The following is a 25,305-nucleotide window of genomic DNA, read 5'->3' on the forward strand; positions in this document are numbered from 1 at the left end:
GCCTCGAGTTACGTGTCGCTGGTTCGCGAGACGCTCTGCGCTCCACGATCCGGCGACTGATGCCGAATGGGACGGTCCGTTTCGCCGACCCGAACCCTAACGCTGAAGTTTAGGGTTACCAGTGTGCCTGTTCCTTGAAGTCTTCTGAACAGGACACTAAGTCGACAAGTGGCGCCCGTTCAACGAACACGCCGAACCTCCCGTTTTTCTTTTCACCCTATGTGATCAGCCGTGTCACTGCCCAACCAGGGTGCTGGCCTGCGCGGATGTGCGTCAACTCCCCGCTGACGCAGGGGCGGTGGGAACACTGACATCGAAGTGCCGTGCGCCCGGTGAAGCCTTCATCAGAGCGAGGATGGTACGGCTCTTCGCCGCGCCGTTCTCGGCACTCCCCCACACGACGGTCCGTCCGCCGCTCAACTCCAGCGAGATGTCGTCGTAGGAACGGACCTTGACGACGCGGGTGTCCCGGGCGACCGCGGGCGGCAGGGCGCCGGTGGTCCGCACGGCCTCGCGGACGAGGCGGTCCTCGCCGAAGCGGCGCAGGCTCGCGGAGGCCGAACTCGCGGGGGAGAGTTCCGATTCCAGCAGCGGGACGCCCTTGGGTGCCTGGGAAACGGTGGCGAACCGGACTCCTTCGTCGTCCACTTCGACGAAGTCCCGCCCCTTCCGAACAAGCAGGACGGGCGTACGCTCAGTCACTTTCAGACTGATTCCGTCGGGCCACGAACGGGTGACGTCGACCGAGTCGATTCGGCGCAGCCTTTCCCGCAGTCGATCCTCGATCGCGCCGGTGCTGACGGAGACCAGCGGTGAGCCCACCGGCACGGCGGCGGCCTCGCGGACCTGTGCCGGCGTCAGAACTGCCGTACCGGAGACGGAGACGCGGTCCACGCGCAGCCACCGGGAGCCGTACAGCAGCCACGTGACGCCGGCGCCGAGGAGGACGACGGCGAGCGCGATGATGATGATCGTACGAAGCCGGCGTGGACCGAGCCGCCGGACCAGGGGCGGGCCGGACGACTCCTGCTGACGTGCCCCGCGCTCGGCGGTGGCGGATCCGGCCACGCTCCCTGCCCTTTCGTCAGTCGTGCCTAATGGTGTGCACGGGAGGCGGCGATCGCCTCGTACACCATGCCGACGAGCAGGTCGTCGGCGTCCCGGCGGCCGAACTCGCCGGCCGCGCGGGACATCTCGTACAGCCGGTGCGGGTCGGCGAGCACGGGCAGGACGTTCTCCCGGATCCACTCCGGCGTCAGGTCCGCGTCGTCGACCAGGAGACCGCCGCCGGCCTTGACCACCGGCTGGGCGTTCAGCCGCTGCTCGCCGTTGCCGATGGGCAGCGGGACGTAGGCGGCGGGGAGCCCGACGGCGGAGAGTTCGGCGACGGTCATCGCGCCCGCCCGGCAGAGCATCATGTCGGCCGCGGCGTACGCGAGATCCATCCGGTCCACGTACGGTACCGGGATGTACGGGGGCATCCCCGGCATCTGCTGGACCTGCGGCAGTTCGTTCTTCGGGCCGACCGCGTGCAGGATCTGGATGCCGGCCTGCTGGAGCCAGGGGGCGACCTGCTGGACCACCTCGTTGAGGCGGCGGGCGCCCTGCGAACCGCCGGAGACGAGCAGCGTCGGCAGGTTGGGATCGAGGCCGAACACGTGCCGCGCCTCGGGGCGCGCGGCGGCGCGGTCCAGGGTCGCGATGGAGCGCCGCAGCGGGATGCCGATGTAGCGGGCGTCGCGGAGCTTGCTGTCGGGCGTGGAGACGGCGACCCGGGCGGCGTACCGCGAGCCGATCTTGTTGGCCAGGCCGGGGCGGGCGTTGGCCTCGTGGATGACGATCGGCACGCCCCGGCGCTTGGCGGCGAGATAGGCGGGCAGGGCCACGTATCCGCCGAAGCCGACGACGACGTCGGCCCTGGTGCGCTCCAGGATCTGCTCGGCCGCCTTGATCGTGCCGCGCAGCCGACCCGGGACGGTGATCAGCTCGGGGGTCGGCTTGCGCGGCAGGGGCACCGCGGGGATCAGCGCGAGCTCGTAACCCCGCTGGGGTACGAGCGTGGTCTCCAGACCGCGCTCCGTGCCCAGGGCCGTGATCCCCACCGAGGGGTCCTGCCTGCGCAGGGCGTCCGCGAGGGCGAGCGCGGGCTCGATGTGGCCGGCGGTCCCCCCACCAGCGAGTACGACATGCACCGAAATTCACCGCTCTCCGGACGTACGCGCCGCCGAGGCACGCCGTCTCATCGTGTTCCATCTCCGGGCCCCCGTGAGGCCCCCGGCTCCCCGCTTTCTACCAAAGCGGGGCTGCCGCATCGCAAGCGCGGCCCGCGCAGCGGGCTCGTCGCGTGCGAAGGCGATCAGCAGCCCGATGGCGAACATGGTCGGCAGCAGGGCGGATCCCCCGTAGGAGAACAGCGGGAGCGGGACACCGGCGATCGGCAGCAGGCCGAGCACCGCACCGATGTTGATCACGGCCTGGGCCGTGATCCAGGTGGTCACGCCTCCCGCGGCATACCTGACGAAGGGGTCCTCCGTGCGTCCGGCCACGCGGATACCCGCATAGCCTAGAGCCGCGAACAGGGCGAGCACCGACAGCGTCCCCGCGAGACCCAGTTCCTCACCCGTGACGGCGAAGATGAAGTCGGTGTGCGCCTCGGGGAGTTGGCCCCATTTCTCCACACTCGCACCGAGCCCGGAACCGAAGATACCGCCCGAGGCGAGGGCGTAGATACCGTGCACGGCCTGCCAGCAGTCGGCCGCCCCGGACTTCGGTTCGGTGGCGCCGATGCAGGCGAGCCGGGCCATGCGGTTCGGGCTGGTCTTGATGAGGATCACGCCGATCAGGGCGGCGATCGAGAGCACGCCCGCGAAGAGGCGGGTGGGCGCGCCCGCCAGCCACAGCAGGCCGAACAGGATCGCCGTGAGGATGATCGCCGTCCCCATGTCGCCGCCGAGCATGATCAGCCCGAGCAGCATGAAGGCGACCGGCACGAGCGGCACCAGCAGGTGCTTCCACTGGCTCAGCAGCCTCTTGTCCTGCTTGCGGGCCAGCAGGTCGGCGCCCCACAGCACCAGCGCGAGCTTGCCGAACTCGCTGGGCTGGATCTGGAACGAGCCGCCGAGCGAGATCCAGTTCTGGTTGCCGTTGACCGACATCCCTATCCCCGGCACCTGCACCAGGGCCATCAGGAAGACGGCGCCCGCGAGGATCGGATAGGCCAGCGCCCGGTGCAGTTTCACCGGCATCCGCGAGGCGGCCAGCATCAGCAGCCCGCCGATGGCGGCCGCGAGGAACTGCTTGCGGAAGAAGAACGAGCCCGGCAACGACATCTGCAACGCGGTGATCTGCGAGGCCGAGTAGACCATCACCAGCCCCAGCACGGTGATCAGCAGGCTGCCGCCCAGGATCAGGTAGTAGGCGGTCAGCGGCCGGTCCCAGGCCCTGCGGGCACGCGTGTAGAGCCGCAGTGCGGGGTTGTCCCGCGGCGGCCCGGCAACGGGTCTGCGGACGACCCGCTGGGCGGGCGGCCGCCCGGTACGGCTACCGGGCACCGCGGCCTCCGGTGAACGTCGGCATCAACGGTCCCACGCGTCCCTCCCAAGGTCCGCCCGGCAGGCGGCCGGGTCAGGCGCCGAGTTCGCGAACGGCCTGCGCGAACGCGTCACCGCGCTGGTTGTAGTTGACGAACATGTCCATGGAGGCGCAGGCCGGTGCGAGCAGTACCGTGTCGCCTTCGGTGGCGAGTCCGCGGGCCTCCTGGACAGCCGCGAGCATCGCCCCAGTGTCGGTCCGGTCGAGGTCGACGACCGGTACTTCCGGGGCGTGTCGCGCCAGGGCTTCACGGATCAGGGCACGATCGGCGCCGATGAGCACGACCCCGCGCAGCCGCTTCGCCGACCTGGTGACCAGTTCGTCGAAGGTGGCTCCCTTGGCGAGCCCGCCCGCGATCCACACGATCGACTCGTACGCCGCCAACGAGGCTTCCGCCGCATGGGTGTTGGTGGCCTTGGAGTCGTCGACGTACGCGACACCGCCCAGATCCGCCACGTGGGCGATCCGGTGGGCGTCGGGCGTGAAGGCCCTCAGCCCGTCCCGTACGGCCTTGGCGGGCACCCCGAAGGCCCTCGCGAGGGCCGCCGCGGCGAGCGCGTTGGCGATGTTGTGCGGGGCCGGCGGGTTCACGTCGGAGACCTCGGCCAGTTCCTGGGCGTTCTTCTGCCGGTTCTCGACGAAGGCGCGGTCGACCAGGATGCCGTCCACGACGCCGAGTTGGACGGGCCGGGGGCGCCGAGCGTGAAGCCGACGGCCCGGCAGCCCTCCTCGACGTCCGCCTCGCGCACCAGGTCCTCGGTGGCCTTGTCGGCCACGTTGTAGACGCAGGCGACCCGATTGCCCTCGTAGACGCGGCCCTTGTCCTTGGCGTAGGCCTCCATGGAGCCGTGCCAGTCGAGGTGGTCCGGGGCGAGGTTCAGCACGGTGGCCGAGTGGGCGCGCAGGGAGGGCGCCCAGTGCAGCTGGTAGCTGGAGAGTTCCACGGCGAGGACGTCGTAACGCTCCTCGCCGAGGACCGCGTCCAGCAGGGAGACGCCGATGTTGCCGACGGCCGCCGTACGCAGGCCGGCCGCCTTCAGGATCGACGCCAGCATCTGCGTGGTGGTGGTCTTGCCGTTGGTGCCGGTGACACAGAGCCAGGGGGCCGCGTCGGGTCCCCTGAGGCGCCAGGCGAGTTCGACGTCGCCCCACACCGGCACACCGGCCGCGGCCGCCGCCGTGAACAGCGGCTTGTCCGGCTTCCAGCCGGGCGCGGTGACGATCAGTTCGGTGCCCTCGGGCAGGGTCGCCCCGTCACCGAGGCGCACGGTGACGCCCAGCTCCTGAAGCCCCGCGGCCTGCTCACGCGCGCGTGCGTCGTCGCCGTCGTTGACGACGGTGACCTTCGCGCCGAGCCCGTGCAGCACCTTGGCCGCCGGGATGCCGGAGACGCCGAGGCCGGCGACGGTGACGTTCTTCCCCTGCCAGTCGGTCACTTTTCCGCTGCCCATCCCGCGTAGAAGACACCCAGTCCGACGATCACACAGATGCCCTGGATGATCCAGAAACGGACCACCACCAGGACTTCGGACCAGCCCTTGAGTTCGAAGTGGTGCTGAAGCGGCGCCATCCGGAAGACGCGCTTGCCGGTGAGCTTGAAGGATCCGACCTGGATGACCACCGACATGGTGATGAGGACGAACAGGCCGCCCAGGACGGCCATCAGCAGCTCGGTGCGGGAGCAGATCGCGAGACCCGCGAGCACACCGCCGAGGGCCAGCGAACCGGTGTCCCCCATGAAGATCTTGGCGGGCGAGGTGTTCCACCACAGGAAGCCCAGGCAGGCGCCCATCAGCGCGGCGGAGACGACCGCGAGGTCGAGCGGGTCGCGCACCTCGTAACAGGCGTTGGGGTTGGTCAGCGTCTCGCCGTTGGCGCAGGACTCCTGGAACTGCCAGACACCGATGAAGGTGTACGCGCCGAAGACCAGGACGGACGCGCCGGTGGCGAGACCGTCGAGACCGTCGGTGAGGTTCACGCCGTTCGACATCGCGAGGATCATGAACAGCGCCCAGAGCACGAACAGCACCGGGCCGATGGTCCAGCCGAAGTCCGTGATGAACGACAGCTTCGTGGAGGCCGGGGTGTTGTTGCGGGAGTCCGCGAACTGGAGGGACAGCACGGCGAAGCTGATGCCCACGATCAGCTGGCCGGCCATCTTCGCCTTGGCCCGCAGACCCAGCGAACGCCGCTTGACGATCTTGATGTAGTCGTCGAGGAAACCGACCAGACCCATGCCGACCATCAGGCCCAGCACCAGCAGACCCGAGTAGGTCGGCGGCTTGCCGGTGATGAGCTTGGACAGGAAGTACGCCGCGACCGTAGCCAGGATGAAGGCGATACCGCCCATGGTCGGCGTACCGCGCTTGCTGGCGTGCTCGCGCGGGCCGTCGTCGCGGATGTACTGGCCGTAGCCCTTGCGGGCCAGCAGCTTGATCAGCAGCGGGGTGCCGGCCAGCGTCAGGAAGAGGCCGAGGACACCCGCGAACAGGATCTGATTCATCATCGGGCGGCGACCTCTCCCTCGGCACCGGTCTCCAGCAGCGCCTGCGCGACGCCCTCCAGACCGACCGAACGGGACGCCTTCACGAGTACGACGTCTCCCGGGCGCAACTCGCTGCGCAACAGGTCGACAGCCGCCTGTGCGTCGGACACGTGCACCGACTCCTCACCCCACGAACCCTCGTTATATGCGCCCAGTTGCAGCCAGGCGGCTTCCCTGCCCCCGACCGCGACGAGCTTGCCGACATTGAGCCGGACGGCGAGCCGTCCGACCGCGTCGTGCTCGGCGAGCGCCTCGTCCCCCAGCTCGGCCATCTTGCCGAGCACCGCCCACGTACGACGTCCCTTGCCCATGGCCGCGAGCGCGCGCAGGGCGGCTCGCATGGACTCGGGGTTCGCGTTGTAGGCGTCGTTGACGATCGTCACGCCGTCCGGGCGCTCGGTGACCTCCATCCGCCAGCGGGAGAGGGAGCCCGCCTCGGAAAGCGCGGTGGCGATCTCTTCCGCGGACATGCCCAGCTCATGGGCGACGGCGGCCGCGGCGAGCGCGTTCGACACGTGGTGCTCACCGTACAGGCGCATGGTCACATCGCTTGCACCGGAGGGTGTGTGAAGCCTGAAGGCGGGCTGTCCGGTGTCCGTGAGTCTGACGTTCTCGGCGCGTACGTCCGCTTCGTCGGACTCTCCGAAAAGGACCACCTTCGCCTTCGTACGGGAGGCCATGGCCCGGACCAAGGGGTCGTCGGCGTTGAGGACCGCCGTGCCGCCCTCGCTCGCCGGCGGGAGGCTCTCGACGAGTTCGCCCTTGGCCTGCGCGATCTGCTCCCGGCCGCCGAACTCGCCGATGTGGGCGGTCCCGACGTTCAGCACGAGGCCGATCCTCGGTGGCGTCAGATCGGCGAGGTAGCGGATGTGGCCGATGCCGCGGGCGCCCATCTCCAGCACGAGGAACTTCGTCTCCTCGGTGGCGGACAGGGCGGTCAGCGGCAGTCCGATCTCGTTGTTGAGCGAGCCGGGTGTGAACACCGTCGGCGCCTTGCGCCGCAGGACCTGGGCGATGAGGTCCTTGGTGCTGGTCTTGCCGGCCGAGCCGGTGAGGGCGACGAGGGTCGTGCCGAGCGTGCGTACGACGTGCCGGGCGAGGGCGCCGAGCGCCGCCTGGACGTCGTCCACGACGATCGCGGGCACGCCGACGGGGCGCGAGGCCAGTACGGCCGCGGCGCCCGCCTCGACGACCGCCCGCGCGTAGTCGTGGCCGTCCGCCCGTTCGCCGACGAAGGCGACGAAGAGGCTGCCGGGCTCCACCTCACGGGAGTCCCGGACGACGGGCCCGGTGACCTGGACGGACGGATCCGGTATGTCGTACGTCTGCCCGCCGACGACTGCTGCGATCTCGGCGAGGGAGAGGGCGATCACAAGTTCATCCCTGGGTCTGCTGGATAGCTTCGCGAAGCACCTGGCGGTCGTCGAAGGGACGGACCACACCGGCGATGTCCTGGCCCTGCTCATGGCCCTTGCCCGCGACCAGCACGGTGTCCCCGGGCCGCGCCCGGCCGACGGCGGCGGCGATCGCGGCGGCCCGGTCCTCGAACAGCTGCACCTCGCCCCGCTCGTGGGCCGGCACCGAGGCGGCGCCCTGGAGCATCGTCGCGAGGATCGCGAGGGGGTCCTCGGAGCGGGGGTTGTCGGAGGTCAGTACGGCGGTGTCGGCGAGCCGGGCCACGGCGGCGCCCATCGGTTCCCGCTTGGTCGTGTCGCGGTCGCCGCCGCAGCCGAGCACCACGTGCAGCCGGCCCTTGGTGACCTTGCGCAGCGCCTTGAGCACCGACTCGACGGCGTCCGTCTTGTGCGCGTAGTCGACGACCGCGAGGTAGTCCTGTCCGACGTCCACCCGCTCCAGCCGGCCCGGCACACCCGGTACGGCGGCCACGCCGTCGGCGGCGGTCTGCGGGTCGAGCCCGGCGGCGGCGAGGGAGACGATCGCGCCGAGGCTGTTGGCCACGTTGAAGGGGCCGGCGATCGGCGACCTGGCGGCGATCCGCTCGCCGTTCGGGCCGAGGACGGTGAACGTCGAGTCCATCGGGCCGACCTGGACGTCCACGGCCCGCCAGTCGGCGTCGGGATGGCCCTCGGCGGAGAACGTGACGACCGGGACGGTGGCCTCGCCGACCAGTCGGCGGCCGTACTCGTCGTCGAGGTTGACCACACCGAGTCTGCTGCGCAGCGGGGTGAACAGCTGCGCCTTGGCCCGGAAGTAGTCCTCCATGTCGGAGTGGAACTCCATGTGTTCCGGGCTGAGGTTGGTGAACACGGCGATGTCGAAGACACAGGCGTCGACCCGGCCGAGGACCAGGGCGTGGCTGGAGACCTCCATCGCGACCGCCTCGACACCGCGTTCACGCATGACGGCGAACAGGGCCTGGAGGTCGGTGGCCTCCGGGGTCGTGCGCTCGGACTTGATGCGTTCGTCACCGATGCGCATCTCGACCGTGCCGATCAGCCCGGTGGCCTTGACCGACTTCAGGCCGCCCTCGACGAGATAGGCGGTGGTGGTCTTGCCGGAGGTGCCGGTGATGCCGATCTGGAGCAGCTCGCGGCCGGGGTGGCCGTAGATCGTGGCCGCCAGCTCCCCCATCCGTCCGCGCGGTCGTCGACGACCAGGACCGGCAGACCGGTCGCGGCGGCGCGCTCGGCGCCGGACGGATCGGTCAGCACGGCGACCGCACCGAGGCCCGCGGCCTGGGTGGCGAAGTCGGCGCCGTGCAGGCGGGCGCCCGGGAGGGCAGCGTACAGGTCGCCGGGGCGGACGGCGCGTGAGTCGTGGGTGATGCCCGTGACCTCCGCGGCGCTCTCCGGCTGCTCGGCACCCAGTTGTCCGGCCAGCTCCGCCAGGGGTGTGGCGGGGACGTGAACCGGACGCGGCGGCCCCGGATATGTCACGGAAGCGCCCTTCTGAGTGGTTTGGGACTGATCAGCGTGTGGCACGGCGGTGAGCGTACCGGGCGCGGCTGGTCGGGAGCGAAGTGAGGCGGCGGGTGGTGCCTGGTTCGCGGGATCGGGAGTGATCATGGTCACGGGCTGGTTCCCTGGCTGGTTCGGCGCTGAACACTGGTGGGCGGTTCTACGGGCTGGGTCAGGGGGCGAAGGAGACCGGGAGGTTCGCGGGCTTCGCGCCGGTCGGCGGGATCTGGAGCGTCTTCAGGGAGAACTCCATGACCTTCTTGAAGATCGGGCCGCAGATCTGGCCGCCGAAGTAGCCGCCCTCGGTGGCGTTCTGGATCGCGCAGTAGACCGTCACCCGGGGGTTGTCGGCGGGGGCGAAACCGGCGAACGACGAGGTGTAGCCGCGGTACTTGCCGGTGGCCGGATCCACGCGGTTGGCGGTGCCCGTCTTGCCCGCCACGCGGTAGCCCGGGATACGCGCCTTGGTACCGGTTCCCTCCTGGTCGTCCACGACCGACTCCAGCATCTGGGCGAGGGTCTTCGCCGTCTTCTGGCTGACCACCCGTGTCTTCTGGGGGGCCTCGGCGGGCGTGAAGCGGCCGTCCGGGCCCTTGGTGCCGCGCACCAGGCTCGGCTGGACGCGTACACCGCCGTTGGCGATCGTCGAGTAGACGGAGGCCGCCTGGAGCGCGTTGATGGAGACGCCCTGGCCGAAAGGAATCGTGTACTGCTGCGAGGTCGACCAGTCGCCGGGCGCCGCGAGGATGCCCTTCGTCTCGCCCGGGAAGCCGAGCCCGGTGTAGCCGCCGATGCCGAACTTGCGCAGGTAGGAGTAGAGGGTCTGGTTCGCCTGCGCCTGGGTCTTGCCGAGCTGACCGGTCGCCAGGATCGTGCCGATGTTGCTGGACTTGGCGAGCACTCCGTTGAGCGTGAGGTACCAGGTGGGGTGGTCGATGTCGTCCTGGAACAGCCGGTCGCCGCGGTGCAGCCGGTTGGGCACGGTCACATGCGTCAGCGGCGTGGCCGCGTTCTCCTCCAGCACGGCGGCCATCGACATGACCTTGGCGGTGGAGCCGGGCTCGTAGGCGTCCTGGAGGGCCGCGTTGCCGAGGGCGTCGGGGTTCGCACTGCCCAGGTCGTTGGGGTCGAAGCCGGGCGAGTTGGCCAGGGCGAGGATCTCCCCGGTGCGGGTGTCCTGGACGATGACGTAGCCGCGGTCCGCCTTGGACGCCTCCACCTGCTCGGTGATGGCGTTCTGGGCGGCCCACTGGATGTCCCGGTCGATCGTCAGCTCGACGTCGGAGCCGGGCACGGCCGGGGTCTCGGTGGAACCCGCGGTGGGCACCTGGCGGCCACCGGACTGGGCGTAGCGGATCTTGCCGTCCTTGCCGGCCAGGGTGGCGTCCAGCTGCTGCTCGACGCCGCCGCCCCCCTTGCCCTCGGTGTTGACCCAGCCCAGTATCCCGGCGGCCAGCTCGCCGTTGGGGTACACGCGCTTGCTGCTCGGCACGGAGAAGACGCCGGCCAGGACGTTGACCGTGGCGGGGTCCGACTCGGCCTTGGTGGCGAGCGCGGACTTCAGGTCCTTGATCTGCTTCCACACCTGCGGCGTCTGCCGGCCGGCCAGCTTGGCGTAGCGGGCGTTCGCGTTGCCGGGGCGGAGCTTCTTGACGAGCGCGGACTGCTCCTGTCCGAGGATCGGCGCGAGGAGGGCCGCCGCCTGTTCGGGGCCGTCGTCGATCTTCAGCTGGCCACGGGCGAACATCGTCGGGTCGGCGGTGATGTCGTAGGCGTCCTCGCTGGAGGCGAGGGCCACGCCGGAGCGGTCGGTGATCTCTCCGCGCTCGGCCGCCAGGATCTGGCCGACGTACCGGTTCTGCTCGGCCTTGGCGGCGTAGGTGCCGGCGTCGACGGCCTGCACCTGGAGCAGCCGGACCACGAAGGCGATCAGCACCAGGGTCAGCGCGAGGCCGACCAGACGCAGCCGGGGGCGCGGGCGCCGAGCCGGATGGCACGGGGGGCGGCGGGCCGTGCGGCGGCCGGGCGACGGGCCGGGCGGGCTCCGGGTCCCGGTCCGCGCCGGGCGGACGTCGTGGGAGTGGCTGCGGTCGGGGTTGCGCCGGGGGCGTCGGCCGCCGGGTCGGGCACGACCGCGTCGGCGGTCGGGGTGGCGGCGGGGGCGATGCCCGTGGCGGTGCCGGCGGCGGTCGACGGGAAGGCCGGCAGGGTCGCGATGGCCTCGGGTGGCCGCACGACGGCCGCGGTGTCCGCCGGGGAGCGCGGGGCGGCGGCCGAGGGCACGCCCTTCACGGTGCCGTTCGGGTCGAGGAAGGCCGGGTCGCCGCCGGGCACCATGCCGAGTTCGCGCGCACGGCGCTGGAGGGCGTCCGGCGCGGAGTAGGAGTCGATGTCCCGCTGGAGGGCCTGCTCCTCGTCGGTGAGGCTCTTGGTGTCCCTCTGGAGGTCGTCCATCTTGAACGAACCCTCGCTGAGCGCGGAATTCAGCACCAGCAGGCCGATCAGGCCGCCGCCCAGGAGCAGGACGACGAGCAGGACGAACGGCGTGCGGGCCGCCTGTCGCGGTCGGGCCGGGAAGAGTCGCGCGAGCCGGGCGGCCCGCCCCTTCAGCCGGGGTTTCCTGCTCACTCGCCCTCCCCTGGGCCGTCCGTCACGAACCCGCTGGGCCGGGACGTCCTCCGCTCCGCCCGCCGCACGCCCGTCACTCGACGTCCTCCCTGATGCGCTCGGCCCCGCGCAGCCTCGCCGGGGCGGCCCGCCGGTTCTCGGCGACCTCTTCCTCCGTGGGAAGTTCGGCACCACGGGTGAGCAGCTTGAGGCGCGGCTGGTAGCGCTCGGGGACGACGGGCAGTCCGGCCGGGGCGGTGGTGGCGGCGCCCGCCGCGAACACGTGCTTGACCAGCCGGTCCTCCAGCGAGTGGTACGACAGCACGGCGATCCGTCCGCCGACGTCGAGGGTCTTCACGGCGGCCGGGATCGCCCGTTCCAGGACGGACAGTTCGCCGTTGACCTCGATGCGCAGTGCCTGGAAGGTCCGCTTGGCCGGGTTGCCGCCGGTGCGCTTGGCGGCCTGCGGCAGCGCGTTGCGGATCAGTTCGACGAGCCGGGCGCTGTTGGTGAACGGCTCCTTCTCCCGCTCGCGCACGACGGCCGAGACGATCCGCTTGGCCTGCTTCTCCTCGCCGTACGCGCGCAGGATGCGCACCAGTTCGCCCGGCGGATAGGTGTTGAGGACCTCGGCGGCGCTGATGCCGGTGCTCTGGTCCATGCGCATGTCGAGGGGGGCGTCCTGCGCGTAGGCGAAGCCCCGGTCGGCCTCGTCGAGCTGCATGGAGGAGACGCCGAGGTCGAACAGGACGCCCTGCACGCGCGCGATGCCGAGCCGTTCGAGCACTTCGGGAAGTTCGTCGTACACGGCGTGCACCAGGGTGGCGCGGTCCCCGTACGGCGCCAGGCGCTCGCCGGACAACCGCAGGGCCTCCTTGTCGCGGTCGAGGGCGACGAGGCGGGCCTCGGGGAACCGGCTCAGCAGGGCCTCACTGTGTCCGCCGAGGCCGAGCGTGCAGTCGACGACCACCGCTCCGGGCCGCTGGAGGGCGGGGGACAACAGGTCCAGGCACCGCTGGAGCATCACCGGGACGTGTCGACTCTGTCCCTCCGGTCGCCCGCCACCACCCTCGTTCGAATGCGCTTCGCGCCCCATTGCTCTTGGGCCCTCTCAGATCCACGGGCTGTACGCACCGCTGGGTCCCCGCCCGCTCGAAGAAGGGGAGGTCCGCCGGCGCCGGAAGCGTCAGCCGACCGGGAGCGGGAGGAGGCCGAGCCGTACGTACGCGCCGCGCACGCGGGGAGATCTCCGGCGGCCGCGCCGGGTCTCTCGGGGAATTCAGTCCAGCGGGGAGATCGCCGCCTCCCGCTTCGCGTCACTTTAGTCCACCCCGTCTCGCGGTCAATCAACCGGCCTGCGCGTCGTGCCCCGGTACGCGCGTGAAGCGGCGATTACGGGAAAATCACTCCTACGGGCTCCCTCCCGCCACTCGTGTGGGTTACCTCACAAGCGGCCGGGATGACGTTCTTTACCCCCTCTCACAGCGCGACCGGAGAGCATGTGACCAGTAACGTCATCGGTATGACGACTTCCGCATCGGTACCCACCGGCTCCGAGGCCGCCACATCCCCTGGCGGCACGGTCACCGACCGCCTGGTCGACGCGAACCGGCGCTATGCCGCCGCGTTCAGCGACCCGGGCATGGACGCGCGCCCCGTGCTGCAGGTGGCCGTGGTGGCCTGCATGGACGCCCGCCTCGATCTGCACGACGCCCTCGGCCTCGAACTCGGCGACTGTCACACCATCCGCAACGCGGGTGGCGTCGTCACCGACGACGTGATCCGCTCCCTCACGATCAGCCAGCGGGCCCTGGGGACCCGCAGCGTGGTGCTGATCCACCACACCGGCTGCGGCCTGGAGACCCTCACCGAGGAGTTCCGGCACGATCTGGAGATGGAGGTCGGGCAGCGTCCGGCATGGGCGGTGGAGGCGTTCCGGGACGTCGATCAGGACGTGCGGCAGTCGATGCAGCGCGTGCGCACCTCACCGTTCCTGGTGCACACCGACGACGTTCGGGGCTTCGTCTTCGACGTGAGGACCGGTCTGCTGAGGGAGATCGACCCGACAGAACAGTCTTAAGAGCTGACATATCGCTGTCAGTTGTCCACAGGCGAGTGACACGAAACGGTAACGGCAGCAAGAATGCGGGAGTGACGTCACGCTGAGCATTTCCCGCGTGGTGTCCGTGTTTCGGGGTGGGCCGGTCCGCATCGCAGAGCGTCGGCCCGGAACGTACGGGCCGAGGAGGGCCGGGTGACGACCTATGACGAGCGAGCGAGCCTTACGGATCTGACCGCCACTGTGGAGCGAGTCCGCAGTTCGGTGGAGGGAGTGATCGAGGGCAAGCCCGAGGTCGTACGGCTTTCTCTGACAGTGCTTCTCGCCGAGGGACATCTTCTGATCGAGGATGTCCCCGGCGTGGGCAAAACGATGCTGGCGAAGGCCCTGGCGCGGTCCATCGACTGCTCGGTCCGGCGTATCCAGTTCACGCCGGACCTGCTGCCGTCGGACATCACGGGCGTGTCCATCTGGGACCAGCAGCGCCGTGACTTCGAGTTCAAGCCGGGCGCGATCTTCGCGCAGATCGTGATCGGCGACGAGATCAACCGCGCCTCGCCCAAGACCCAGTCCGCGCTGCTGGAGTCGATGGAGGAGCGCCAGGTCACCATGGACGGGCAGACCTACGAGCTGCCCAGTCCCTTCATGGTGGTGGCCACGCAGAACCCGGTGGAGATGGAGGGCACCTATCCGCTGCCCGAGGCCCAGCGCGACCGCTTCATGGCCCGGGTCTCCATCGGCTATCCCAGCCCGGAGGCCGAGCTGCAGATGCTCGACGTCCACGGCGGGGTGAGCCCCCTCGACGACCTCCAGCCGGTGGCGCACGCGCACGAGATCCTGAAGCTGATCGAGGCGGTCCGCGGGGTCCATGTCGCCGAGGCGATCCGGCGGTACGCGGTCGACCTGGTCTCCGCCACCCGCACGCACCCCGACCTCAGACTCGGTGCCTCCCCGCGCGCGACGCTGCATCTGCTGCGCGCGGCGAAGGCGTCCGCCGCCCTCAGCGGCCGGGACTACGCGCTGCCGGACGACGTGCAGCACCTCGCCGTGGCCGTCCTGGCCCACCGGCTGCTGCCCACCGCACAGGCCCAGCTGAACCGCCGCACCTCGGAACAGGTCGTGGAGGAGATCATCCAGCGCACCCCGGTGCCCACGGGCTCCCAGCAGCAGCGCGGCTTCGGCCTGGGCGCCGGCACCCAGGCGTACGGCCGGCAGCCGCCGCGGAGGCTCGGATGACCATCGGCCCGACCGGGCAGGCGGAGGCGGACCCCGGCGAGAAGGGCGGCGCGCGCACCGCCCTGGCCGGTCTCACCACCCGTGGCCGCTCCTTCCTGGCGGCCGGCGTCGCGGCCGCCATCTGCGCCTATGTCCTCGGCCAGCCCGATCTGCTGCGGGTCGGACTGCTGCTGACCGTGCTGCCGCTGGTGTGCGCGGCCGTGGTCTACCGCACCCGCTACCGGGTCGCCGGCAGCCGCCGGCTCTCCCCCGCGCGGGTGCCGGCCGGCAGCGAGGCGCGCGTCCATCTGCGGATGGACAACGTCTCCCGGCTGCCCACGGGCCTGCTGATGCTCCAGGACCGGGTGCCCTACGTCCTCGGCCCGCGCCCCCGCTTCGTCCTGGACCGGGTCGAGGCGGGCGGTCGCCGCGAGGTGTCCTACCGGGTCCGTTCCGACCTGCGCGGCCGCTACCCGCTGGGCCCGCTCCAGCTGCGGCTGAACGACCCGTTCGGCATGTGCGAGCTGACCCGCTCCTTCTCGACGTACGACACCCTGACGGTCATCCCGCGGGTGGAGGCCCTGCCCTCGGTCCGGCTCGGCGGCGAGGCCAAGGGGTACGGCGACGGTCGGCAGCGCTCGCTGGCGCTGGCCGGCGAGGACGACGCGATCCCGCGCGGCTACCGCTACGGCGACGACCTGCGCCGTGTGCACTGGCGTTCCACCGCCCGCTACGGCGAGCTGATGGTGCGCCGCGAGGAGCAGCCCCAGCGCTCCCGCTGCACGGTGCTGCTGGACACCCGTGGGCTCGCCTACCGGGGCGCGGGCCCCGACTCGGCCTTCGAATGGGCGGTCTCGGGCGCCGCGTCCGTCCTGGTCCACATGCTGGAGCGGGGTTTCTCCGTACGGCTGCTGACGGACACCGGCAGCTCGGTGCCCGGCGAGGGCGCCGACGGGTTCGCCGGCTCCGGACAGGGATCGGCCGACGCGGCCGGGCTGATGATGGACACCCTCGCGGTGATCGACCACTCCGACGGCGCGGGACTGTCCCCGGCGTACGACGTGCTGCGCGGGGGCGACGAGGGGCTGCTGGTGGCCTTCCTCGGCGACCTCGACGAGGAGGAGGCCGCGGTGGCCGCCAGGATGCGCCAGCGCAGCGGGGGCGCCGTCGCCTTCCTCCTGGACGGCGACAGCTGGGTGCGTGAACCGAATGACGTGCCTCATCCGATGAACAGGCAGGAGGAGCGGCTGCGGATGCTGCGCGAGGCGGGTTGGACCGCCGTGAGCGTGCCGCGGGGCGCTCCGCTGGACGAGCTGTGGCGGCAGGCGGACCGGGAGCGTGCGGGTGTCGTGACGGCCGGGGGACCGAGCGGACGGGGAGCGGGATCATGAGCGGGCGGGCCCGACTGACGCTGTGCTCCGTGGCGGCCACGCTGATGGCCGCCTCGGCCCTGCTGCCCCTGGTCCAGCAGACCTCGTGGATCCTCGTGGCGGCTTTCCTGCTGGCCGTCCAGTCCGCGGTGGGCGCGGTGACCCGGCGGGTGCCGCTGGCCCGGCCGCTGACCGTGCTGGCCCAGACCCTGGTGACGCTGGCGCTGCTCACCCTGGTCTTCGCCCGGGAGCAGGCCCTCGCCGGGCTGATCCCCGGCCCCCAGGCCCTGCAGCACTTCGCCGACCTGCTCCAGTCGGGCACCGACGACGTGGGGCGGTACGCGATACCGGCCCCGCTCTCCGACGGCATCCGGCTGATGATGATCGGCGGTGTGCTGGTGATCGGGCTGGCGGTGGACACCCTCGCGGTGACCTACCGCAACGCCGCACCGGCCGGCCTGCCCCTGCTCGCGCTGTACTCGGTCGCCGCGGGGCTGTCCGACGGCGGGACCGACTGGCTCTGGTTCCTGGTGGCCGGCGGCGGCTATCTGATGCTGCTGCTCGCCGAGGGCCGGGAGCGGCTCTCGCAGTGGGGCCGCGTCTTCGGCGGCGCCCCGCGCGACGCGGGCCGGCAGCCCGGCCCGGTCGCCCCGGTGCGCACCGGGCGGCGCATCGGCGCGGCAGCCCTGGGCGTGGCGCTGGCGGTGCCGTTGCTGCCGCTGCCCGCGATCGACGGCGGTCTGCTGGGCGGCACGGGCACCGGGGTCGGTTCGGGCACCGGCGGCGGGGGCACGATCTCCGCGGTCAACCCGCTGGTGTCGCTGCGCGACAGCCTGAACGTGGACGAGGACCGCACGGTCCTGACCCTGCGCACCAACACCGGCGACCTCTCCGACCTGTATCTGCGGATCGTCTCCCTGGACGACTTCGACGGGACGACGTGGAAGCCGTCGCAGCGGGATGTCGTCGCCGTGCCCGACGATCTGCCCACGCCGCCCGGCCTGGGCGCGGACGTCCGGCGCGCGGAGATCACCACCCGGGTGGCCGCGGCCGACTGGTACGCCCAGGACTGGCTGCCGATGCCGTACCCGCCGAGCGGTGTGCAGGTCAGCGGCAGATGGCGGTACGAGCCGGTCGGCATGACGGTGGTCGGCGACCACCGCCAGACCACGCGCGGCAAGACGTACGAGGTGAAGAGCCTCCAGGTGCAGCCGACGGCGAAGCAGCTGGCGTCGGCTCCGGCGGCGCGCGGTTCGCTGCGCGGCGAGTACACGGAGGTGCCGGACACCCTGCCGGCGGTGGTGTCGCAGAGGGCCCGCGAGATCACGAAGGGCTCGTCGAACGACTACGAGCGGGCGGTGAAGCTCCAGGAGTGGTTCGCGGTGACGGGCGGCTTCGAGTACGACACCGAGGTCAAGGTCGGCACCGGCAGGGACGCGATCGCCCGCTTCCTGCGGGACAAGCAGGGCTTCTGCGTGCACTTCTCGTTCGCGATGGCGGCGATGGCCCGCACGCTGGGCATTCCGGCGCGGGTGGCGGTGGGCTTCGCGCCCGGCTCCCAGCAGTCGGACGGTTCGGTGGCGGTGAGCCTGAAGGATGCGCACGCGTGGCCGGAACTGTACTTCGAGGGCGTGGGCTGGACCCGTTTCGAGCCGACCCCGACCCGTGGGTCGACACCTGCGTACACGCTGCCGGACACCCCGGGCAGCACCGTGCCGGATCTGCCGCAGGCCTCGCGTTCGGCGGACGCGGCAGCGTCGGCGGAGCCGTCGGCGAGCACCAGCTGCACGTCGGACGACAAGCGGCTCCAGGGCTGCACCGACGCGCTGCCGCTGGACGAGGTGGATCGCAGCGGTGGCGGCCCGCCCTGGTACAAGATCGCCGGCTGGACGGTGCTGGGGCTCGCGTCGCTGGTGGTGCTGCTGTTGCCGATGCTGTGGCGGCTGAGACGGCGGTCGGTGCGGCTGGCCTCGGCTCAGCACACCGCTTCCGCGGCGGTCGTCGGGGCGGGCCCCGGCACGCGCGGTGAGGTCGGGCAGCCGACCGTCGACGGGGGTCCGGCGGTGCTGCTGGACGTGCCGTCGGAGGAGGTCGCCGAGGCGGCCGTCGCGCATGTCCTGGCGGTCTGGCGCGAGCTGACCGACACGGCCTGGGACTACGGCATCCCGCCCGACGACGCGCTGACGCCCCGGCGGGCGGCGGCACGGATCGTCCGCCTCGGTGAGCTGGACGAAGCGGTGGCCGGTGCGGTGCACCGGGTGGCGGGTGCCGTGGAGCAGGTGCTGTTCGCCCCGCAGCCGCGGGCCGGGGCCGGGCTGCCCGAGGAGGTGCGCAGGGTGCGGGTGGCCCTGCGGGCGGGGGTCGGCCGACGCGCCCGGCTGCGGGCGGTCGTGGCACCGCGTTCGGCCATCCGCGCGGTGTGGGACCTCAGCGACCGCTGGACGGCGGTCAAGGCGACCTGGTCGGCCCGGCTGGCGACCGTGGCGCGCCGGGTGCGCCCGGGCAGGCGGGCGGCCGACGCGGGGGCGGGCAGCTGACACCACGGCCGACCGAGGTGAAGCATTCGGCCCCCACTCCGGGAGTGTCTCGGGGTGGGGGCGATTGCCGCTGCGAGACGGGGAGTGATTCCGGAGTACGGGCCGATCGCCGCTGCCAGACGCGCCAAGCCAGCGCCTCCGCACCCGCGCCCGGGCAGACGGGCGCCCGACGCAGGGGCGGGGAGTGATCTCGAGGTGCGGGCCGATTGCCATCGCCGCTGCCCGGAATGCCGAGGCAGTGCCTCCGCAGGCGTCGACGCATGTGTGAGGGGGGTGACCACCCGGTCCGGGTGGTCACCCCCCTCACAACGGCTCTTTCACCACGCCTGCGCGCCGCTCCGGCGTGTCACTCACCGGCTCGGCACCGGCCGAGGGCGCGGCTCAGGACTCAGTGGCCTTGCTGGCCGCCGCCCTGCTCGTCACGACGGCGCTGCCAGCGCTCCTCGATCCGGTTCATCACCGAGCGCTTCGGCCGTCCCTGATCGCGCGCCTGCGGGGTGCCGGCCGGCTGTTCACCCGGCTTGGGCGCCTTGCGCCAGCCGGTGACCGCGAGGACCGCACACCCCAGCATGACGAGGAAGCCCACCACGCTGAGCCACACCTGCTGGGCGACCATACCGGCCATGAGGAGCGCGATACCCACGAGGAAGCCCGCGACTGCCTGGTAGACCCGGCGCCGGGTGTACGTACGCAGCCCGCTTCCCTCAAGCGCCGACGCGAATTTGGGATCTTCGGCGTACAGCGCTCGCTCCATCTGCTCGAGCATGCGCTGCTCGTGCTCCGAGAGCGGCACGGAGTCCTCCTCATCGTGCAGTCGCCGGGGCGACCCGGGGGGTCCCTTCAGGATAGGCAGGGAATCGCCCCCGTGAAACCCGCCCCTCTACGCCAATTGGCCAACCGGAGCCCGTCATGACGTCTCGGCCCGCTGGGGATTCCATTCCCCGGAGGCCGACCCGTCATGCCGGGCGGTCTCCCTCGATCATACGGCGCAGTTCGGCCGAACGGGGGGCCTGTGGCGTACTCCATGTACAGCCGCGTACCTGATCAGCGGGGGCGTCTCAGGAGTGGGCCTGGGCCTCTTCCGTCCCGCGAGTCTCACCGAGCACGTGGAGCTGTGTCGCCACGGAGTGGAAGGCGGGCAGTTCGGCCGCCGCCTCCTCCAGCCGCAGCAGTGCCTCCATGGCTCCGGGCTCGGTGTCCACGAGCACGCCGGGCACGAGGTCGGCGAAGACCCGCACGCCGTGCACGGCACCCACCCGGAGGCCGGCGCCCTCGACCAGTTCGGTGAGCTGACCGGCGGTGAAGCGGTGCGGCACGGGGTCACCCTGGCCCCAGCGGCCGTCCGGGTCGGTCAGGGCCTGCCGGGCCTCCGTGAAGTGTCCGGCGAGGGCGCGGGCGAGCACGGCTCCGCCGAGGCCGGCGGCGAGCAGGCTGAGGACGCCCTCGGAGCGCAGCGCGGCCACCACGTTGCGGACGCCTTCGGCGGGGTCGTCGACGTACTCCAGGACGCCGTGGCACAGGACGGCGTCGTAGCCACCGCGCCGGACCACGTCGAAGAGGCCGTGGGCGTCGCCCTGGACGCCCTGCACGCGGTCGGCGACACCGGCCTCGGCGGCGCGGCGCTCCAGCGCGAAGAGCGCGTTGGGGCTGGGGTCGACGACGGTGACCCGGTGCCCGAGGCGGGCGACGGGCACCGCGAAGTTGCCGCTGCCGCCCCCGGTGTCGAGGACGTCCAGCGACTCACGACCCGTGGCCTTGACCCGGCGGTCGAGGGCGTCCTGGAGGACGTCCCAGACCACGGCGGTACGGAGAGAGGCGCGGGGGCGCGTCGGGTCCGGCACGGCAGTTGACTCCTTGGCGCGGCACCGCCTCTTGCGCGGCGGAGCGAAGGGGGCGCCCTCCCGGCCCGGACGGCGCCGAAGGGAGGGCTTCAGGCGCTGTCCACCTTATTGCCTCCGCCACCGCGCCCGGCCACCGCGTAGGCACGGGTCGCAGGGCTCATGGGGGCCGCCCGCCGTCCCCGCGCCCGGCCCCGCATCCGCGCGTCCCGGCCGGACAGCGCCCGCCCGTCCGGCCGCTCCCGCCGTCGGCCGCGCTCAGCCCGCGTCCGGCATGTCCTCCCCCGCGCTCGGGCGGTCCGGCTCGTCGCCCTCCTGGCGGGGCTGGGGCAGGACCGGCTGGAGGACCAGCATGCGCTCGACGAGCCGGAGGAACATCGCCACGTCGCGTATCAGGTCGTCGGCGTCGCGGCGGCTGGCCGCGCCCTGGATGCCCGCCTCGGCGCGGGCCCGGCGCCGGGCGCCGGAGGCGAACAGCGCGCACCACTCGGTCAGTTCGGGCGTGATCTCGGGGAGCACCTCCCACGCGCTTCTGATCCGGGCCCGGCGGCGGGGTGAGGTCTCCGGGCGCCCCCGCGCGGCGAGCACGGCGGCGGCGGTGCGCAGGGCGGCGAGGTGGGCCGTGGCGTACCGCTCGTTGGGGGTGTCGAGGACGGTTGCCTCGTCCAGTCCGGCGCGGGCCTGGGCGAGCAGGTCGAGGGCGGCGGGTGGGGCCGTGGCCCGGCGCAGCACGGGGTGCACGTCGCTCGCCGGGCCGGTCAGTGAGGGGGCAGGGCCGGTGGCGCGTCGCCGACGTGCGGCACCCGCGTGGGAGTTGGCCATGACGAACCTCCTGTCGTCTGTGTGACGGCACTCTCCTGTCCGGTGGTGCCGTATGTGCCCATCGTGAGCTATGGCACTGACAATCCGTTCTGAGCTGGGCCTTTGCTTCGATCGAAGGTTCGGGCTAGTTTTTGCACTGACCAGTCAGTTCAAATTGCCGCGAGGTCGTTGCCGCATCTCGCCATAACAGGGGGAACCGTGGACGGAGTCGCCGTCACCGCCGAGGAGTTCGGGCTCCGCGGCCCGCGCGGCTGGGCCTTCCGGGGCGTCGGTCTCGACGCGAAGCCCGGCTCGCTGATCGCGGTCGAGGGACCCTCCGGTTCCGGCCGGACCAGCCTCCTGCTCGCGCTCACCGGCCGGATGAAGGCCACCGAGGGGACGGCGGCCGTCGGCCCGGCGCGGCTGCCGAAACAGCTGTCCGCGGTGCGCCGCGTCAGCGCGCCGGCCAACGTCACCGGCCTCACCGACCTCGACCCGGCGCTGACCGTCGGTGAGCACCTGCACGAGCGGGCGCTGCTGCAGCGCCGGTTCGGCGGCTCCCTGCGCGGGCTGCTGCGGCCGCGCTCCGCGCGCGTGACCGAGGAGAGGCTGCGCGTCGACACCGCGCTGGCCGCCGCCGGGCTCGACCGGGAGGCGCTGCCCAAGGGCTCCGCGGACCGCCGTACGCGATCTGGAGCGGATGGAGGCGCTGCGGCTGTCGATCGCGCTGGCCCTTCTCGGGCGGCCGCTGCTGCTCGGGGTCGACGACGCGGACCTGAAGCTGTCCGACGCCGAACGCGCCGAGGCCTGGGCGCTGCTGGCCTCGATCGCCGAGGCCGGAACCACCGTCCTCGCGGTGTGCGCCGAGGCGCCCGAAGGCGCCCTCACGGTGTCCACCCGGCCCGCACGCGGAGAGGAGACGGCCGATGCGCTCGCCGAGACTCGCCGCGCTTGAGCTGCGCCGCTTCGGCCGGGGCAGGCTCCCCCGCGCCGCCCTGGTCGCGCTCCTGCTGCTGCCCCTGCTCTACGGCGCCCTGTACCTGTGGTCCTTCTGGGACCCGTACGGGCGTCTCGACCGCATCCCCGTGGCCCTGGTGAACGACGACAAGGGGGCGACCGCCGACGGCAGGCGGATCGCCGCCGGGGACGAGATCACCGAGGGGCTGCGCGACAGCGAGGTCTTCGACTGGCAGGAGGTCGATGCCGCGCAGGCGCGCGCGGGCCTGGAGGACGGCACCTACTACCTGTCGCTGACCATGCCCGCCGACTTCAGCCGGCGCATCGCCTCCAGCTCGGGCGACTCCCCCGCGACGAGCGCCCTCCAGGTGCGCACCAACGACGCCAACAACTACATCGTGGGCCAGATCTCACGGACGGTCTTCAGCGAGGTCCGCACGGCCGCGTCCACGAAGACCTCGCGCTCCTTCCTGGACAGGATCTTCATCTCCTTCTCCGACATCCACGGCAGTACCGTGAAGGCCGCCGACGGGGCCGACAAGCTCAAGGGCGGCATCGGGAAGGCCGAGCGGGGCTCCAAGGACCTCGCGGACGGCCTCAAGGACGCCAAGTCGGGCAGCGGCAAGCTGACCAAGGGGCTGACGAAGCTCGACAAGGGCGCCGGTGACCTGGAGGACGGCTCGAAGAAGGTCGCCGACGGCACGCAGACCCTTGCGGACAAGGTCAACGGGGTCTCCGGCAAGGTCGCGCCCTACCTGGAGGACAACGAGAAGACCATCGGGGACACCGCCCAGCTGGTCGCCGACTCCGCCAAGGTGGTCCGCGGTCATCTGTCCACCCTGGTGAAGACGGCACCGGTCGCCGCCGAGGGCGCGCGGGCCGCGTCCGAGACGCTGGACGAGGTGTACCGGACACGGTGCGAGACGCCCGCACTGCCCGACCCGGCCTGCGCCGACCTGAAGAAGGCCAAGGACGCGGCCGCGGACGTGGTGCTGATCGCCGATGACGTCGACACGCTCGTCGCCGACCAGGACGGCGACCTGAAGACGATGCGCGCGAACCTCGCCGCGCTCCAGAAGCAGGCCCAGGCGCTCGCCGACCGCGCCCCGCACCTCTCCGAGGACGTCGCCGACGCCGTCTCCCGGATCAACGAGCTGAACAAGGGCGCCACGAAGGTCGCCGCGGGCGCGAAGAAGCTGAACACCGGGATCGGCACCGCGAAGACCGGCGCGACCGACCTGGACAAGGGCATCGGCAAGCTCAGAACGGGCGCCGAGGACCTCAACGGCGGCATCTTCAAACTGGTCGACGGCTCCGGGAAGCTCGCCGGCGGACTGCACGACGGCGCCGAGCGGATCCCCGACTACGACAAGCAGGACCGGGACGCGCGCACCGCCGTCATGGCCGACCCCGTCCGGCTCGCCTCGCACGACCTGCACAAGGCGCCCAACTACGGCACCGGCTTCGCCCCGTACTTCATCCCTCTGTCGCTGTGGGTCGGCGCGATGGTGGCGTACATGCTGATCGCGCCGATGAACCGGCGCGCGCTCGCCGCGGGCGCCTCGGCCTGGCGGATCGCGCTGGCGGGCTGGCTGCCGGTGGCCGCGATCGGGGTGCTCCAGACGTCGGCGCTGATGGCGGTGCTGCACTGGGCGGTCGGCCTGGAGATGGTCCGGGCGGCCGGCACGGTGGGCTTCCTGTTCCTGGTGGCGGCCTGTTTCGCGGCCATCGTCCAGTGGCTCAACGCCCGTTTCGGCCCGGCGGGCCGGATCCTCGTCCTGGCCCTGCTGATGCTCCAGCTGACGTCGGCGGGCGGCACCTACCCGGTGCAGACGAGTCCGGACTTCTTCAACGCCCTGCACCCCTACCTGCCGATGAGTTACGTCGTCGAGGCGCTGCGCCGACTCATCACGGGCGGCGGTCTGTCACCGGTGTGGCACGCGTGCGTGGTGCTGATCGCCTTCACCGCGGGCGCCCTGGCGCTGACCGCCCTGTCCGCCCGCCGCCGCCAGGTGTGGACGCTGGACCGGCTGCACCCGGAGCTGACCCTGTGACGGGGCCACCGGGTCCTCCGGCGGGCCGGGTTCCTGTGACAATCAGGAGCATGGACAGCACCACCACGCCGATCGGCAGCACCCGCCGCGAGGCCACCCGGCAGAAGCTCTACGAGGCGGCCGTCACGCTCATCGCCGAGCAGGGCTTCTCCGCCACCACGGTGGACGAGATCGCCGAGCGGGCGGGCGTCGCGAAGGGCACGGTCTACTACAACTTCGCGAGCAAGTCAGTCCTCTTCGAGGAGTTGCTGCGGCACGGGGTGGGGCTGCTCACCGCCTCCCTCCGGGAGGCCGCCGAGGCCACCGCACGCGGGGGCGGCAGCCGGGTCGACGCGCTGGACGCGATGATCCGCGCGGGCCTGGTCTTCATCGACCGCTACCCGGCGTTCACGCAGCTGTACGTGGCCGAGCTGTGGCGCACCAACCGGGCCTGGCAGTCCACGCTCCTGGTGGTGCGGCAGCAGGCGGTGGCCGTCGTCGAGGGCGTCCTGCGCGAGGGCATCGACAACGGCGAGTTCAGCGACGAGATCGACGTGCAGCTGACGGCGGCCGCGCTGGTCGGCATGGTCCTGGTGGCCGCCCTCGACTGGCAGGCCTTCCAGCCGGAACGGTCCCTGGACGACGTCCACGCGGCCCTGTCCCGGCTGCTCCAGGGACGGGTGAGCGGGCGTCGTTAGACGCCGGACGGCGAGTCCGGCAGGGCGCACGGAAGCGCCGGTCCGCCGCGGCCACGTCCCCCGTGTGCCGCCGCGAACCGGCGCTTCCTGGTGCTCCCCCGCTTTCCCCCGGTCCCTCCCCCGCCCCCGTCCGGTC

17 protein-coding genes and 3 pseudogenes are annotated in these 25,305 nt (G+C 71.9%); 7 read left to right on the plus strand and 13 right to left on the minus strand.

Annotation, left to right across the window (positions count from 1 at the left end; all coding sequences use genetic code 11):
- Positions 1–273: 273 nt before the first annotated feature.
- The 10 genes and pseudogenes from BM536_RS22755 to rsmH all read right to left on the minus strand — a co-directional run bounded on the left by BM536_RS22755 (position 274) and on the right by rsmH (position 12,757).
- Positions 274–1,068, minus strand: coding sequence for a cell division protein FtsQ/DivIB (locus tag BM536_RS22755; protein ID WP_073493528.1), 795 nt, complete (start codon positions 1,066–1,068; stop codon positions 274–276).
- Between the two features lie 26 nt (positions 1,069–1,094).
- A complete protein-coding gene (gene murG / locus BM536_RS22760) occupies positions 1,095–2,192 on the minus strand; it encodes an undecaprenyldiphospho-muramoylpentapeptide beta-N-acetylglucosaminyltransferase (protein WP_073493526.1) in 1,098 nt (365 codons plus the stop codon).
- A gap of 6 nt (positions 2,193–2,198) precedes the next feature.
- Positions 2,199–3,551: a putative lipid II flippase FtsW gene (gene ftsW, locus BM536_RS22765; RefSeq protein WP_073493524.1), complete on the minus strand. Its 1,353-nt coding sequence runs from the start codon at positions 3,549–3,551 to the stop codon at positions 2,199–2,201.
- Positions 3,552–3,624: 73 nt separating this feature from the next.
- Positions 3,625–5,042: pseudogene (murD, locus tag BM536_RS22770) on the minus strand (UDP-N-acetylmuramoyl-L-alanine--D-glutamate ligase).
- On the minus strand, positions 5,024–6,097 hold the full coding sequence (mraY, locus tag BM536_RS22775) for a phospho-N-acetylmuramoyl-pentapeptide-transferase (RefSeq protein ID WP_073493522.1): 1,074 nt from the start codon (positions 6,095–6,097) through the stop codon (positions 5,024–5,026). The pseudogene murD and the gene mraY overlap by 19 nt, the downstream one beginning before the upstream one ends.
- Entirely contained in the window at positions 6,094–7,509 is a 1,416-nt protein-coding gene (locus BM536_RS22780; RefSeq protein ID WP_094103396.1) for a UDP-N-acetylmuramoyl-tripeptide--D-alanyl-D-alanine ligase, read from the minus strand. The genes mraY and BM536_RS22780 overlap by 4 nt, the downstream gene beginning before the upstream one ends.
- Positions 7,510–7,513: 4 nt before the next feature.
- Positions 7,514–9,033 (minus strand): annotated as a pseudogene (locus tag BM536_RS22785) (UDP-N-acetylmuramoyl-L-alanyl-D-glutamate--2,6-diaminopimelate ligase).
- A 193-nt stretch (positions 9,034–9,226) separates the two neighbouring features.
- Positions 9,227–10,990, minus strand: a complete 1,764-nt coding sequence (locus BM536_RS22790) for a peptidoglycan D,D-transpeptidase FtsI family protein (RefSeq protein ID WP_245873702.1) — start codon at positions 10,988–10,990, stop codon at positions 9,227–9,229.
- Between the two features lie 5 nt (positions 10,991–10,995).
- A complete protein-coding gene (gene ftsL / locus BM536_RS43080; protein WP_245873703.1) occupies positions 10,996–11,682 on the minus strand; it encodes a cell division protein FtsL in 687 nt (228 codons plus the stop codon).
- A gap of 73 nt (positions 11,683–11,755) precedes the next feature.
- Positions 11,756–12,757: a 16S rRNA (cytosine(1402)-N(4))-methyltransferase RsmH gene (gene rsmH / locus BM536_RS22800; RefSeq protein WP_211362928.1), complete on the minus strand. Its 1,002-nt coding sequence runs from the start codon at positions 12,755–12,757 to the stop codon at positions 11,756–11,758.
- A 426-nt stretch (positions 12,758–13,183) separates the two neighbouring features.
- Between rsmH and BM536_RS22805 the strand changes: the two genes are divergently transcribed.
- From BM536_RS22805 to BM536_RS22820, 4 genes are all read left to right on the plus strand, one after another.
- Positions 13,184–13,741: a beta-class carbonic anhydrase gene (locus BM536_RS22805; protein WP_073498107.1), complete on the plus strand. Its 558-nt coding sequence runs from the start codon at positions 13,184–13,186 to the stop codon at positions 13,739–13,741.
- Between the two features lie 174 nt (positions 13,742–13,915).
- Positions 13,916–14,956, plus strand: coding sequence for an AAA family ATPase (locus tag BM536_RS22810; protein ID WP_094103397.1), 1,041 nt, complete (start codon positions 13,916–13,918; stop codon positions 14,954–14,956).
- Positions 14,953–16,326 (plus strand): DUF58 domain-containing protein, encoded by a 1,374-nt coding sequence (locus tag BM536_RS22815; RefSeq protein WP_094103398.1) that lies wholly within the window; start codon positions 14,953–14,955, stop codon positions 16,324–16,326. Before BM536_RS22810 ends, BM536_RS22815 begins: the two co-directional genes overlap by 4 nt.
- Positions 16,323–18,842 (plus strand): transglutaminase TgpA family protein, encoded by a 2,520-nt coding sequence (locus BM536_RS22820; protein ID WP_094103399.1) that lies wholly within the window; start codon positions 16,323–16,325, stop codon positions 18,840–18,842. Before BM536_RS22815 ends, BM536_RS22820 begins: the two co-directional genes overlap by 4 nt.
- Before the next feature lie 388 nt (positions 18,843–19,230).
- On the opposite strand, the gene BM536_RS22825 is transcribed toward BM536_RS22820, so the two are convergent.
- The 3 genes from BM536_RS22825 to BM536_RS22835 all read right to left on the minus strand — a co-directional run bounded on the left by BM536_RS22825 (position 19,231) and on the right by BM536_RS22835 (position 21,502).
- Positions 19,231–19,635 carry a DUF3040 domain-containing protein gene (locus BM536_RS22825; protein WP_073498111.1) on the minus strand — a complete coding sequence of 135 codons (405 nt, stop codon included), beginning with the start codon at positions 19,633–19,635 and terminating at the stop codon, positions 19,231–19,233.
- 265 nt (positions 19,636–19,900) lie between these two features.
- Complete coding sequence (locus BM536_RS22830; protein ID WP_073498113.1) at positions 19,901–20,683, minus strand: class I SAM-dependent methyltransferase; 783 nt, start codon at positions 20,681–20,683, stop codon at positions 19,901–19,903.
- Positions 20,684–20,938: 255 nt separating this feature from the next.
- Positions 20,939–21,502 carry an SAV_6107 family HEPN domain-containing protein gene (locus BM536_RS22835; RefSeq protein WP_094103400.1) on the minus strand — a complete coding sequence of 188 codons (564 nt, stop codon included), beginning with the start codon at positions 21,500–21,502 and terminating at the stop codon, positions 20,939–20,941.
- A gap of 198 nt (positions 21,503–21,700) precedes the next feature.
- On the opposite strand from BM536_RS22835, the pseudogene BM536_RS22840 reads away from it, so the two are divergent.
- From BM536_RS22840 to BM536_RS22850, 3 genes and pseudogenes are all read left to right on the plus strand, one after another.
- Positions 21,701–22,436, plus strand: a pseudogene (locus tag BM536_RS22840) (ATP-binding cassette domain-containing protein).
- Positions 22,408–24,492 carry a YhgE/Pip domain-containing protein gene (locus tag BM536_RS22845; RefSeq protein ID WP_073498117.1) on the plus strand — a complete coding sequence of 695 codons (2,085 nt, stop codon included), beginning with the start codon at positions 22,408–22,410 and terminating at the stop codon, positions 24,490–24,492. The pseudogene BM536_RS22840 and the gene BM536_RS22845 overlap by 29 nt, the downstream one beginning before the upstream one ends.
- A gap of 50 nt (positions 24,493–24,542) precedes the next feature.
- Positions 24,543–25,169: a TetR/AcrR family transcriptional regulator gene (locus tag BM536_RS22850; protein ID WP_073498119.1), complete on the plus strand. Its 627-nt coding sequence runs from the start codon at positions 24,543–24,545 to the stop codon at positions 25,167–25,169.
- The last annotated feature ends 136 nt before the right edge of the window (positions 25,170–25,305 follow it).

This window comes from Streptomyces phaeoluteigriseus, from assembly GCF_001896135.2.
GTDB classification, from domain to species: domain Bacteria; phylum Actinomycetota; class Actinomycetes; order Streptomycetales; family Streptomycetaceae; genus Streptomyces; species Streptomyces phaeoluteigriseus.

Excerpts from the sequence above, each read along its gene's own strand:
- BM536_RS22850 (WP_073498119.1), top strand. The coding sequence starts at position 24,543 with ATGGACAGCACCACCACGCCGATCGGCAGCACCCGCCGCGAGGCCACC.
- BM536_RS22820 (WP_094103399.1), top strand. The coding sequence starts at position 16,323 with ATGAGCGGGCGGGCCCGACTGACGCTGTGCTCCGTGGCGGCCACGCTG.
- BM536_RS22835 (WP_094103400.1), bottom strand. The coding sequence starts at position 21,502 with ATGGCCAACTCCCACGCGGGTGCCGCACGTCGGCGACGCGCCACCGGC.
- BM536_RS22805 (WP_073498107.1), top strand. The coding sequence starts at position 13,184 with ATGACGACTTCCGCATCGGTACCCACCGGCTCCGAGGCCGCCACATCC.
- rsmH (WP_211362928.1), bottom strand. The coding sequence starts at position 12,757 with ATGGGGCGCGAAGCGCATTCGAACGAGGGTGGTGGCGGGCGACCGGAG.
- BM536_RS22845 (WP_073498117.1), top strand. The coding sequence starts at position 22,408 with ATGCGCTCGCCGAGACTCGCCGCGCTTGAGCTGCGCCGCTTCGGCCGG.
- BM536_RS22815 (WP_094103398.1), top strand. The coding sequence starts at position 14,953 with ATGACCATCGGCCCGACCGGGCAGGCGGAGGCGGACCCCGGCGAGAAG.
- mraY (WP_073493522.1), bottom strand. The coding sequence starts at position 6,097 with ATGATGAATCAGATCCTGTTCGCGGGTGTCCTCGGCCTCTTCCTGACG.